This window comes from Escherichia sp. MOD1-EC5990, assembly GCF_002965285.1.
GTDB classification, from domain to species: domain Bacteria; phylum Pseudomonadota; class Gammaproteobacteria; order Enterobacterales; family Enterobacteriaceae; genus Escherichia; species Escherichia coli_F.
The window spans coordinates 418,628-430,687 of record NZ_PTRV01000001.1 but is presented as its reverse complement, the minus strand read 5'-3'; the positions used below and the strand labels follow the sequence as shown (position 1 = coordinate 430,687).

The 12,060-nt window shown below is 51.4% G+C and carries 11 protein-coding genes; 3 read left to right on the top strand and 8 right to left on the bottom strand.

Going from position 1 to position 12,060, the window contains the following annotated elements:
- The first annotated feature begins 318 nt into the window (after positions 1 to 318).
- Positions 319 to 1,362: a quinolinate synthase NadA gene (nadA, locus tag BEB42_RS02130; protein ID WP_105267136.1), complete on the top strand. Its 1,044-nt coding sequence runs from the start codon at positions 319 to 321 to the stop codon at positions 1,360 to 1,362.
- 37 nt (positions 1,363 to 1,399) lie between these two features.
- A complete protein-coding gene (pnuC, locus tag BEB42_RS02125; RefSeq protein ID WP_000345406.1) occupies positions 1,400 to 2,119 on the top strand; it encodes a nicotinamide riboside transporter PnuC in 720 nt (239 codons plus the stop codon).
- On the opposite strand, the gene zitB is transcribed toward pnuC, so the two are convergent.
- Both zitB and BEB42_RS02115 read right to left on the bottom strand, forming a co-directional pair.
- Positions 2,116 to 3,057, bottom strand: coding sequence for a CDF family zinc transporter ZitB (gene zitB / locus BEB42_RS02120; protein ID WP_000951282.1), 942 nt, complete (start codon positions 3,055 to 3,057; stop codon positions 2,116 to 2,118). The genes pnuC and zitB overlap by 4 nt on opposite strands.
- Before the next feature lie 113 nt (positions 3,058 to 3,170).
- On the bottom strand, positions 3,171 to 3,551 hold the full coding sequence (locus BEB42_RS02115) for a YbgS-like family protein (RefSeq protein WP_000784340.1): 381 nt from the start codon (positions 3,549 to 3,551) through the stop codon (positions 3,171 to 3,173).
- A 315-nt stretch (positions 3,552 to 3,866) separates the two neighbouring features.
- On the opposite strand from BEB42_RS02115, the gene aroG reads away from it, so the two are divergent.
- On the top strand, positions 3,867 to 4,919 hold the full coding sequence (gene aroG / locus BEB42_RS02105) for a 3-deoxy-7-phosphoheptulonate synthase AroG (protein WP_089575663.1): 1,053 nt from the start codon (positions 3,867 to 3,869) through the stop codon (positions 4,917 to 4,919).
- A gap of 158 nt (positions 4,920 to 5,077) precedes the next feature.
- Here aroG and gpmA read toward each other — a convergent pair whose 3' ends face one another.
- The 6 genes from gpmA to modF all read right to left on the bottom strand — a co-directional run bounded on the left by gpmA (position 5,078) and on the right by modF (position 12,024).
- Positions 5,078 to 5,830, bottom strand: coding sequence for a 2,3-diphosphoglycerate-dependent phosphoglycerate mutase (gpmA, locus tag BEB42_RS02100; protein WP_001295305.1), 753 nt, complete (start codon positions 5,828 to 5,830; stop codon positions 5,078 to 5,080).
- A 202-nt stretch (positions 5,831 to 6,032) separates the two neighbouring features.
- Complete coding sequence (gene galM, locus BEB42_RS02095; protein WP_088541601.1) at positions 6,033 to 7,073, bottom strand: galactose-1-epimerase; 1,041 nt, start codon at positions 7,071 to 7,073, stop codon at positions 6,033 to 6,035.
- The gene (gene galK, locus BEB42_RS02090; RefSeq protein ID WP_032183726.1) at positions 7,067 to 8,215 is read right to left on the bottom strand and encodes a galactokinase; all 1,149 of its coding nucleotides are present in this window, start codon (positions 8,213 to 8,215) and stop codon (positions 7,067 to 7,069) included. The genes galM and galK overlap by 7 nt, the downstream gene beginning before the upstream one ends.
- A 3-nt stretch (positions 8,216 to 8,218) precedes the next feature.
- Positions 8,219 to 9,265, bottom strand: coding sequence for a galactose-1-phosphate uridylyltransferase (gene galT, locus BEB42_RS02085; RefSeq protein ID WP_105267135.1), 1,047 nt, complete (start codon positions 9,263 to 9,265; stop codon positions 8,219 to 8,221).
- Positions 9,266 to 9,274: 9 nt separating this feature from the next.
- Positions 9,275 to 10,291, bottom strand: coding sequence for a UDP-glucose 4-epimerase GalE (gene galE, locus BEB42_RS02080; protein ID WP_001265443.1), 1,017 nt, complete (start codon positions 10,289 to 10,291; stop codon positions 9,275 to 9,277).
- 260 nt (positions 10,292 to 10,551) lie between these two features.
- On the bottom strand, positions 10,552 to 12,024 hold the full coding sequence (gene modF, locus BEB42_RS02075; RefSeq protein ID WP_105267134.1) for a molybdate ABC transporter ATP-binding protein ModF: 1,473 nt from the start codon (positions 12,022 to 12,024) through the stop codon (positions 10,552 to 10,554).
- Positions 12,025 to 12,060: the final 36 nt, after the last annotated feature.

The window sequence follows — 12,060 nt, the reverse complement described above, 5'->3', positions numbered from 1 at the left end:
CCGAAGGGCGAGCGAAGTGAGTCATCCTGCACGACCCACCAATGTAAAAAAGCGCCCTAAAGGCGCTTTTTTGCTATTCAGGCATCTCTCATTTTCAATTCTTAACCCAGATGACATACTCCGCGCTTGCTGCATAAACAACTCTACTTCGGAGGAATAAGACGCAAAGTGTGGCATTCGGCATCTCATACGTAATTCGAGTGACTTTTCCTCACCATTCGACTATCTTGTTTAGCATATAAAACAAATTACTCCGATAATAGCGAATGTCACGCTTAAGTCGGTTTTAACGTTAAGCCTGTAAAACGAGATGGTAAGATGAGCGTGATGTTTGATCCAGACACGGCGATTTATCCTTTCCCCCCGAAGCCGACGCTGTTAAGCATTGATGAAAAAGCGTATTACCGCGAGAAGATAAAACGTCTGCTAAAAGAATGTAATGCGGTGATGGTTGCCCACTACTATACCGATCCCGAAATTCAACAACTGGCAGAAGAAACCGGTGGCTGTATTTCTGATTCTCTGGAAATGGCGCGCTTCGGTGCAAAGCATCCCGCTTCTACGTTGTTAGTCGCTGGGGTGAGATTTATGGGAGAAACCGCCAAAATTCTCAGTCCGGAAAAAACAATTCTGATGCCGACACTTCAGGCTGAATGTTCACTGGATCTCGGCTGCCCTGTTGAAGAATTTAACGCATTTTGCGATGCCCATCCCGATCGTACTGTCGTCGTCTACGCCAACACTTCTGCTGCGGTAAAAGCGCGCGCAGATTGGGTGGTAACTTCAAGCATTGCCGTCGAACTTATTGAGCATCTGGATAGTTTGGGTGAAAAAATCATCTGGGCACCCGACAAACATCTGGGGCGTTACGTGCAAAAACAGACGGGCGCAGACATTTTATGCTGGCAGGGTGCCTGCATTGTGCATGATGAGTTTAAGACTCAGGCGTTAACCCGCTTGCAAGAAGAATACCCGGATGCTGCCATACTGGTGCATCCAGAATCACCGCAAGCTATTGTAGATATGGCGGATGCGGTCGGTTCCACCAGTCAACTGATCGCTGCTGCGAAAACATTGCCACATCAGCGACTTATCGTGGCAACCGATCGGGGTATTTTCTACAAAATGCAGCAGGCGGTGCCAGATAAAGAGTTACTGGAAGCACCAACCGCGGGTGAGGGCGCAACCTGCCGCAGCTGCGCGCATTGTCCGTGGATGGCCATGAATGGCCTTCAGGCCATCGCAGAGGCATTAGAACAGGAAGGAAGCAATCACGAGGTTCATGTTGAGGAAAAGCTGCGAGAGAAGGCGCTGGTGCCGCTCAATCGTATGCTGGATTTTGCGGCTACACTACGTGGATAACTAATAATAAGGCGTCACGTTACGCTTTGGGGGAAAGATGGATTTTTTTAGTGTGCAGAATATCCTGGTACATATACCAATAGGAGCAGGCGGTTATGATCTCTCATGGATCGAAGCGGTAGGCACGATCGCCGGGTTGCTGTGTATTGGCCTTGCCAGTCTGGAGAAGATCAGCAACTACTTCTTTGGCCTGATCAACGTCACCTTGTTTGGCATTATTTTCTTTCAGATTCAGCTGTATGCCAGCCTGCTATTACAGGTGTTTTTCTTTGCCGCGAATATTTACGGTTGGTATGCGTGGTCGCGACAAACCAGTCAGAACGAGGCGGAGTTGAAAATTCGCTGGTTGCCATTGCCGAAGGCGCTCAGCTGGTTGGCGGTTTGCGTTGTTTCGATTGGTCTGATGACGGTATTTATCAATCCGGTGTTTGCATTTTTGACCCGCGTGGCAGTCATGATCATGCAAGCATTAGGATTACAGGTTGCGATGCCTGAACTACAGCCGGACGCTTTCCCGTTCTGGGATTCATGCATGATGGTGTTATCTATCGTGGCAATGATTCTGATGACGCGTAAGTATGTGGAAAACTGGCTATTGTGGGTGATTATTAACGTGATTAGCGTCGTTATTTTTGCACTTCAGGGCGTTTACGCCATGTCTCTGGAGTACATCATCCTGACCTTTATTGCCCTCAACGGCAGCCGGATGTGGATCAACAGCGCACGCGAAAGAGGTTCACGCGCGCTGTCCCATTAATGATGATGATGTGAATGGCCAGACAACCCTTCATTCAGGTGGCAGTCTGGCCCATGACAAGGTTGATATTCCATCTGAATAGTGGCGTGCTCAATCTGATAGTGATCCATCAGGTAGTGTTGGATCTGATCTAACAAGGCATCGTGATCGTGTGGCGGGATCACCTGCACATGCAGCGTCATCACCGGCTTCTCGCCTACCATCCATACATGTACATGGTGCACATTGCGGACTTCCGGGATTTCCCGGCACATACGACGCTTCAGTTCGGCGATATCCAGCGATACCGGTGCACCTTCAAGTAATTCATTCACGCTATCTTTCAACAGGCGCCACGCGCTACGCAGAACCAGAAGCGACACCAGTATTGAGAGAATGGGGTCAGCAGGTGTCCAGCCGGTCCAGATAATAATCAACGCGGCAATAATAGCTCCAACCGAACCCAGAAGGTCCCCGAGGACATGCAGTGCCGCTGCGCGCACGTTGAGGTTTTTCTCTTCGCTGCCGTGATGAAGTAACCAGAAAGAAAGTATATTTGCCAGTAGCCCAGCCACGGCAATTGCCATCATCATGACGCCCTCGACCGGACGCGGCGTGCGGAAGCGTTCTATCGCCTCCCAGACAATCAAAATAGTAATCACCACCAGGGCGATGGCATTCACAAACGCCGCGAGCGTGGTCAATCTTAGCCAACCGAAAGTGTGGCGAATGGTGGGAGGACGACGGGAGAATTGCACTGCGAGTAGGGCGAAAAGCAGGGCGGCAGTATCGGTCAACATATGACCCGCATCGGCCAGCAATGCCAGAGAACCGGAAAGAAAACCACCAATGACTTCTACGAGCATAAACCCGGCAGTCACGCCGAAAGCATACAACAAGCGACGAGCATTATTATCTTCTGGCAGGTGTGAGGAAGTGTGTGAGTGTGAGTGCGCCATGACGAGTCATCCCTTAATTATTCTCACTTAACTTTATGACATCATACTGCTTTTAGAAGGGAAAAATTAAAAGGGAGAGACTCCGCTCTCCCATTATTGGCTATTTCGCAGGCTTACTGCGTGGTACCGTCGGTTTTGGTATCGACATCATTGTTGATGCCATCACCGGTTTGGACTTTTTTATTGATATCCGGGCAGCGACCATCTTTGCACATGGTGTTCTTGTGCTCTTCATCTTTGGTCATGCCGTCATTGTTCATTGAAGAACCATCCGGATGCAGCATTGTGCCGCCAGAACCGGTATTTACCCCGTTATTGTCGAAGTTATTTGGCGCGACATTTTCACGGGCATCAGGGGCTACCTGGCCCGCATCAGCTGCGGCGTTTGCCTGGCCGTTATTGCTTTGCGCTCCGCTATCGGCAGCCAGTGCGGCACCGCTGGCAAGGCTTAGAGTGGCAGTCAAAAATAGTGTGGCCAGTTTTGTCATTTTCATAGGATGCTCCTGTTATGGTCGTTATGTCGGATAACCTCTTCCAACAGTGCATTTGCAGGTGAATATAAGGCAATGGTTTAAGATTTCAGCCAGGCAAAGATACCCAGCAGAGAATCTTGAAATAATTAACAAACAAAGGAGTTACAGTTAGAAATTGTAGGAGAGATCTCGTTTTTCGCGACAATCTGGCGTTTTTCTTGCTAATTCCAGGATTAATCCGTTCATAGTGTAAAACCCCGTTTACACATTCTGACGGAAGATATAGATTGGAAGTATTGCATTCACTAAGATAAGTATGGCAACTCTGGAACAGACATGAATTATCAGAACGACGATTTACGAATCAAAGAAATCAAAGAGTTACTTCCTCCTGTCGCATTGCTGGAAAAATTCCCCGCTACTGAAAATGCCGCGAATACGGTCGCCCATGCCCGAAAAGCGATCCATAAGATCCTGAAAGGTAATGATGATCGCCTGTTGGTGGTGATTGGTCCGTGTTCTATTCATGATCCCGTCGCGGCTAAAGAGTATGCCACTCGCTTGCTGGCGCTGCGTGAAGAGCTGCAAGATGAGCTGGAGATCGTGATGCGCGTCTATTTTGAAAAGCCGCGTACCACGGTGGGCTGGAAAGGGCTGATTAACGATCCGCATATGGATAACAGCTTCCAGATCAACGACGGTCTGCGTATTGCCCGCAAATTGCTGCTCGATATTAACGACAGCGGTCTGCCAGCGGCGGGTGAATTCCTGGATATGATCACCCCACAATATCTCGCTGACCTGATGAGCTGGGGCGCAATTGGCGCACGTACCACGGAATCGCAGGTGCACCGCGAACTGGCATCAGGGCTTTCTTGTCCGGTCGGCTTCAAAAATGGCACCGACGGTACGATTAAAGTGGCTATCGATGCTATTAATGCCGCCGGTGCGCCGCACTGCTTCCTGTCCGTAACGAAATGGGGGCATTCGGCGATTGTGAATACCAGCGGTAACGGCGATTGCCATATCATTCTGCGCGGCGGTAAAGAGCCTAACTACAGCGCGAAGCACGTTGCTGAAGTGAAAGAAGGGCTGAACAAAGCAGGCCTGCCAGCACAGGTGATGATCGATTTCAGCCATGCTAACTCGTCGAAACAATTCAAAAAGCAGATGGATGTTTGTGCTGACGTTTGCCAGCAGATTGCCGGTGGCGAAAAGGCCATTATTGGCGTGATGGTGGAAAGCCATCTGGTGGAAGGCAATCAGAGCCTCGAGAGCGGGGAGCCGCTGGCCTACGGTAAGAGCATCACTGATGCCTGCATCGGCTGGGAAGATACCGATGCTCTGTTACGTCAACTGGCGAATGCAGTAAAAGCGCGTCGCGGGTAAGGTTTAATTGTCGGATGCGCCGTCAGAGTGGCGTATCTGATGAATCACCGTAGCCCTGACAAGACGCGCAGCGTCGCATCAGGCAATGTGCTCCATTGTTAGCGATAAAAAAGCCGACTCATTTGCAGTCGGCTTTCTTATTTTTAAGCGAATGACGTTTACTTCGCTTTACCCTGGTTAGCAACGGCCGCTGCTTTCGCCGCGATCTCGTCAGCATTACCCAGATAATAGCGTTTCAGCGGTTTGAAATTCTCGTCGAATTCATAAACCAGTGGCACGCCGGTCGGGATATTCAGCTCAAGAATCTCTTCTTCGCTCATATTATCGAGATATTTCACCAGCGCACGTAACGAGTTACCGTGTGCAGCGATGATCACGCGCTCACCGCTCTTCATTCGCGGCAGAATAGTTTCATTCCAGTAAGGGATCACGCGGTCAATGGTCAGCGCCAGGCTTTCCGTCAGTGGCAGCTCTTTCTCGCTCAGCTTCGCGTAACGTGGATCGTGACCCGGATAACGCTCATCATCTTTAGTCAGTTCCGGCGGAGTTACCGCAAAACCACGACGCCACTGTTTCACCTGCTCGTCGCCATACTTTTCAGCAGTTTCCGCTTTGTTCAGACCCTGCAACGCACCGTAGTGACGTTCGTTCAGCTTCCAGGATTTCTCAACGGGCAGCCATGCCTGATCCAGTTCGTCCAGCACATTCCACAGGGTATGGATAGCGCGTTTCAGCACAGAGGTGTAAGCAAAATCAAAGCTGTAACCTTCCTCTTTCAGCAGCTTACCAGCTGCTTTTGCTTCGCTTACGCCTTTCTCAGACAGATCCACGTCGTACCAACCGGTAAAACGGTTTTCTTTGTTCCACTGACTTTCGCCATGACGAACCAGAACCAGCTTAGTTACAGCCATATACTTACTCCTCAAACCATCTTTTAATGATAATAATTCTCATTATATTGCCGTGACGAAGCAACGGCAATGCTTACGCATAACCATAGCGAAAATAGTGTCGCAGTGTAAGGTTGTTGTGAATATTGAGTTGCAAATATGTCGGTGTTTGCTGGTGATTTGAGCAATATGAGGATAAAGCCCTCATGACGAGGGCTTAACATTACTCAGCAATAAACTGATATTCCGTCAGGCTGGAATACTCTTCGCCAGGACGCAGGAAACAGTCCGGTTGCGGCCATTCAGGGTGGTTCGGGCTGTCCGGCAGAAACTCGCTTTCCAACGCCAGCCCTTGCCAGTCAGCGTAAGGTTCGGTTCCCCGCGACGGTGTGCCGCCGAGGAAGTTGCCGGAGTAGAATTGCAGAGCCGGAGCGGTGGTGTAGACCTTCAGCTGCAATTTTTCATCTGCTGACCAGACATGCGCCGCCACTTTCTTGCCATCGCCTTTGGCCTGTAACAAGAACGCATGATCGTAACCTTTCACTTTGCGCTGTTCGTCGTCGGCAAGAAACTCACTGGCGATGATTTTGGCGCTGCGGAAATCAAAAGATGTTCCGGCGACAGATTTCAGACCGTCGTGCGGAATACCGGCTTCATCAACCGGCAGATATTCGTCCGCCAGAATCTGCAACTTGTGATTGCGCACGTCAGACTGCTCGCCGTCGAGGTTGAAATAGACGTGATTAGTCATATTCACCGGGCAAGGTTTATCAACTGTGGCGCGATAAGTAATGGAGATACGGTTATCGTCGGTCAGACGATACTGCACCGTCGCGCCGAGATTACCCGGAAAGCCCTGATCGCCGTCTTCTGAACTCAGGGCAAATAGCACCTGACGATCGTTCTGATTTACAATCTGCCAGCGACGTTTGTCGAACCCTTCCGGGCCGCCGTGCAGCTGGTTAACGCCCTGACTTGGCGAAAGCGTCACGGTTTCACCGTCAAAGGTATAACGGCTATTGGCGATGCGGTTGGCATAACGACCAATAGAGGCCCCCAGAAACGCGGCCTGATCCTGATAGCATTCCGGGCTGGCGCAGCCAAGCAGCGCCTCGCGGACGCTGCCATCGGAAAGCGGAATACGGGCGGAAAGTAAAGTCGCACCCCAGTCCATCAGCGTGACTACCATCCCTGCGTTGTTACGCAAAGTTAACAGTCGGTACGGCTGACCATCGGGTGCCAGTGCGGGAGTTTCGTTCAGCACTGTCCTGCTCCTTGTGATGGTTTACAAACGTAAAAAGTCTCTTTAATACCTGTTTTTGCTTCATATTGTTCAGCGACAGCTTGCTGTACGGCAGGCACCAGCTCTTCCGGGATCAGCGCGACGATACAGCCGCCAAATCCGCCGCCGGTCATGCGTACGCCACCTTTGTCGCCAATCACAGCTTTGACGATTTCTACCAGAGTGTCAATTTGCGGCACGGTGATTTCGAAATCATCGCGCATAGAAGCATGAGACTCCGCCATCAACTCGCCCATACGTTTCAGGTCGCCTTGCTCCAGTGCGCTGGCTGCTTCAACGGTACGGGCGTTTTCAGTCAGGATATGACGCACGCGTTTCGCCACGATCGGGTCCAGTTCATGTGCAACAGCGTTGAACTCCTCAATAGTGACATCGCGCAGGGCTGGCTGCTGGAAGAAACGCGCGCCGGTTTCGCACTGTTCACGACGGGTGTTGTATTCGCTGCCAACCAGGGTACGTTTGAAGTTACTGTTGATGATGACGACAGCCACACCTTTCGGCATGGAAACCGCTTTGGTGCCCAGTGAGCGGCAATCGATCAGCAAGGCATGATCTTTTTTGCCGAGCGCGGAGATCAGCTGATCCATGATCCCACAGTTACAGCCAACAAACTGGTTTTCTGCTTCCTGGCCGTTAAGTGCGATTTGTGCGCCGTCCAGCGGCAGATGATAAAGTTGCTGCAATACGGTTCCGACCGCGACTTCCAGTGAAGCGGAAGAACTTAACCCTGCACCCTGCGGCACATTGCCGCTGATCACCATGTCCACACCGCCAAAGTTGTTGTTACGCAGTTGCAGATGTTTCACTACGCCACGGACGTAGTTAGCCCATTGATAGTTTTCATGTGCGACAATAGGTGCATCAAGGGAAAACTCGTCAAGCTGATTTTCATAATCGGCTGCCATCACGCGAACGTTACGGTCATCGCGTGGTGCACAACTGATCACGGTTTGATAATCAATCGCGCAGGGCAGAACGAAACCGTCGTTGTAGTCGGTGTGTTCGCCAATAAGATTCACGCGGCCAGGCGCCTGAATGGTGTGAGTGGCAGGGTAGCCAAATGCGTTGGCAAACAGAGATTGTGTTTTTTCTTTCAGACTCATTTCTTACACTCCGGATTCGCGAAAATGGATATCGCTGACTGCGCGCAAACGCTCTGCTGCCTGTTCTGCGGTCAGGTCTCGCTGGGTCTCTGCCAGCATTTCATAACCAACCATAAATTTACGTACGGTGGCGGAGCGCAACAGAGGCGGATAAAAGTGCGCGTGCAGCTGCCAGTGTTGATTCTCTTCGTCATTAAATGGCGCGCCGTGCCAGCCCATAGAGTAGGGGAAGGAGCACTGGAAGAGGTTGTCATAACGACTGGTCAGCTTTTTCAACGCCAGAGCCAAATCGCTGCGCTGGGCGTCGGTCAAATCGGTGATCCGCAAAACGTGGGCTTTGGACAGCAGTAGCGTTTCGAACGGCCAGGCAGCCCAGTAAGGCACAACGGCTAACCAGTGTTCGGTTTCGACAACGGTACGGCTACCGTCTGCCAGCTCGCGCTGAACATAATCCACCAGCATTGGTGATTTCTGCCCGGCGAAATATTCTTTTTGCAGGCGGTCTTCGCGCTCAGCTTCGTTAGGCAGGAAGCTATTTGCCCAAATCTGTCCGTGCGGATGCGGGTTAGAGCAGCCCATCGCCGCGCCTTTGTTTTCAAAGACCTGCACCCACGGGTATGTTTTCCCCAGTTCTGCGGTTTGCTCCTGCCAGGTTTTGACGATTTCCGTCAATGCCGCAACGCTCAGTTCTGGCAGCGTTTTACTGTGATCCGGTGAAAAGCAGATCACCCGGCTGGTACCGCGCGCGCTCTGACAACGCATCAGCGGATCGTTGCTTTCTGGCGCATCTGGCGTGTCAGACATCAAGGCCGCAAAGTCATTAGTGAAAACGTAAGTCCCGGTGTAATCGGGGTTTTTATCGCCTGTCACCCGCACATTACCTGCGCAGAGGAAGCAATCTGGATCGTGCGCAGGTAACACCTGTTTGGCTGGCGTTTCCTGCGCCCCCTGCCAGGGGCGCTTAGCGCGGTGCGGTGAAACCAGAATCCATTGCCCGGTGAGCGGGTTGTAGCGGCGATGTGGATGATCAACGGGATTAAATAGCGTCATGGTCGTTCCTTAATCGGGATATCCCTGTGGATGGCGTGACTGCCAGTGCCAGGTGTCCTGCGCCATTTCATCGAGTGTGCGCGTTACGCGCCAGTTCAGTTCACGGTCGGCTTTGCTGGCGTCCGCCCAGTAGGCCGGAAGGTCGCCCTCGCGACGCGGTGCAAAATGATAATTAACCGGTTTGCCGCAGGCTTTGCTGAAGGCATTAACCACGTCCAGCACGCTGCTGCCCACGCCAGCGCCGAGGTTGTAGATGTGTACGCCTGGCTTGTTCGCCAGTTTTTCCATCGCCACGACGTGACCGTCCGCCAGATCCATTACGTGGATGTAATCGCGCACGCCAGTACCGTCTTCGGTCGGATAATCGTTACCAAAAATCGCCAGCGAGTCGCGACGGCCTACAGCAACCTGGGCGATGTATGGCATCAGGTTATTCGGAATGCCTTGCGGATCTTCGCCCATATCGCCCGACGGATGCGCGCCAACTGGGTTGAAGTAGCGCAGCAGGGCAATGCTCCAGTCCGGCTGGGCTTTTTGCAGATCGGTGAGGATCTGTTCCACCATCAGCTTGCTTTTGCCGTAAGGGCTTTGCGGTGTGCCGGTCGGGAAGCTTTCAACATATGGAATTTTGGGCTGATCGCCATAAACGGTGGCGGAGGAGCTAAAGATAAAGTTTTTGACGTTAGCGGCGCGCATGGCGCTAATCAGGCGCAGAGTACCGTTGACATTGTTGTCGTAATATTCAAGCGGTTTTTGTACCGATTCGCCAACGGCTTTCAGCCCGGCGAAGTGGATCACGGTGTCGATAGCGTGATCGTGCAGGATCTCGGTCATCAACGCTTCGTTACGGATATCGCCTTCAACAAACGTTGGATGTTTGCCGCCTAAACGCTCGATAACAGGCAGTACGCTGCGCTTACTGTTACAGAGGTTATCAAGAATGATGACATCATGACCGTTTTGCAGTAATTGCACACAGGTATGACTTCCAATGTAACCGCTACCACCGGTAACCAGAACTCTCATAATTCGCTCCATTAGGCTTATGGTATGAAATAACCATAGCATAACAAAGATGCGAAAAGTGTGACATGGAATAAATTAGTGGAATCGTTTACACAAGAATTTAGCCGTTCTTTATGCACGATTAAGTGATTATAAAACAGAGGGTTTATGAATGATTGCGCTTTTTATCTGAAAAAAGTCGCGGTTTCATGCCTGGATGCGTCGAACTTTAGGCCGGAGAGGGCGCTAAGGCCGCCTCCGGTACAGTCAGCATTACCGACTCAGTTTATTTTTGTCAGCGCATAGCGATAAAAGTCACCGTCCGGCACGAACTCAAGACGATGGGTAATACAGGCAGGCGCATCTTCAGCGTGGTGCGAAACAAACAACAATTGCGTTTCACCTTCGCTAATCAGCACATCAACAAAACGGCGGATAAGCTGGCGATTGAGCGGATCAAGCCCCTGTAGTGGTTCATCGAGAATAAGCAACGTCGGATGTTTCACCAGTGCGCGGACAATCAGCGCCAGACGCTGCTGTCCCCAAGAAAGACTATGGAAAGGAGCGTCAGCCGTGCGTTTATCAATGCCGAGAATATCCAGCCACTGCTGTACCAGTTTTTGCTGGCGATCCGAAACGGCCTGATAAATGCCAATCGAATCAAAATAGCCAGAAAGAATCACATTACGCACAGTAGTGCTGACCCGGTAATCCAGATGCAAACTACTGCTGACGTAACCGATATGTTTTTTGATATCCCAGATGGTTTCGCCGCTGCCGCGACGTCGTCCGAAAAGCGTCAAATCGTTGCTGTAACCTTGCGGATGATCGCCAGTAATCAGGCTTAATAACGTCGATTTTCCCGCGCCATTTGGCCCGACAATTTGCCAGTGTTCGCCTGGATTCACCTGCCAGCTAAGGTTATTAAGAATGGGGCGATCGTTATAAGAAACCACGCCGTTGTTCAGCACAATGCGCGGTTCGTTGGCGGGTAAGGCGTGACGTGCTGAAGGTTCATCTGGCTCCGGCAGTTGCACACCTTCAAGCTGTTCGCTATGCGCCAGTTGCGCGACGAGTGCTTGTTGGAGCAGTTCCTCTTTAGCGCCAGTTTCCGCTAACGTGCAATCCGCCAGCACGCCAGCAAACTGGACAAATTCCGGGATCTCATCGAAGCGATTGAGCACCAGTACCAGGGTAATACCGGACTGATGTAACGAGGCGAGCAGCTCAGCCAGCTGCTGACGTGAGGCAACATCCAGGCCATCGAACGGCTCATCAAGAATCAACAAGTCTGGCTCCGACATCAGCGCCTGACACAGCAGGGTTTTTCGCGTCTCGCCAGTGGAAAGGTATTTAAAGCGTCGGTCGAGAAGGGCGGTAATGCCGAACTGCTGCGCCAACTGCGCACAACGCTGTGCATCCTTAATTTCATCCTGAATGATTTCAGCCGTAGTGCGTCCGGTGTCATCTTCGCCAGGGCCGAGCATATCGGTGTTATTCCGTTGCCATTCGTCGCTGACGAGCTTTTGCAATTGCTCGAAGGAGAGACGAGTGATGTGGGAAAACTGACTTTGTCGTTCACCTTTCAAAAGCGGAAGTTCCCCCGCCAGCGCGCGGGCCAGCGCCGACTTCCCGCTTCCATTCGAACCGACAAACGCCCAACTATCACCCGCGTTTAACGTTAGCTGAGACAATTGCAGCGTTTTTGTGTCGCTAAGACGAAACGTGCCTTGCAAAATTTGCAACGATGACATTTTATATCCCATTTTTTGCAGCGATTACTGACAGGG

Bases quoted from the DNA above. Each gene is read 5' to 3' on its own strand.
- zitB (WP_000951282.1), bottom strand. From the start codon at position 3,057: ATGGCGCACTCACACTCACACACTTCCTCACACCTGCCAGAAGATAAT.
- BEB42_RS02115 (WP_000784340.1), bottom strand. From the start codon at position 3,551: ATGAAAATGACAAAACTGGCCACACTATTTTTGACTGCCACTCTAAGC.
- aroG (WP_089575663.1), top strand. From the start codon at position 3,867: ATGAATTATCAGAACGACGATTTACGAATCAAAGAAATCAAAGAGTTA.
- galT (WP_105267135.1), bottom strand. From the start codon at position 9,265: ATGACGCTATTTAATCCCGTTGATCATCCACATCGCCGCTACAACCCG.
- galK (WP_032183726.1), bottom strand. From the start codon at position 8,215: ATGAGTCTGAAAGAAAAAACACAATCTCTGTTTGCCAACGCATTTGGC.
- nadA (WP_105267136.1), top strand. From the start codon at position 319: ATGAGCGTGATGTTTGATCCAGACACGGCGATTTATCCTTTCCCCCCG.
- modF (WP_105267134.1), bottom strand. From the start codon at position 12,024: ATGTCATCGTTGCAAATTTTGCAAGGCACGTTTCGTCTTAGCGACACA.
- galE (WP_001265443.1), bottom strand. From the start codon at position 10,291: ATGAGAGTTCTGGTTACCGGTGGTAGCGGTTACATTGGAAGTCATACC.
- gpmA (WP_001295305.1), bottom strand. From the start codon at position 5,830: ATGGCTGTAACTAAGCTGGTTCTGGTTCGTCATGGCGAAAGTCAGTGG.
- pnuC (WP_000345406.1), top strand. From the start codon at position 1,400: ATGGATTTTTTTAGTGTGCAGAATATCCTGGTACATATACCAATAGGA.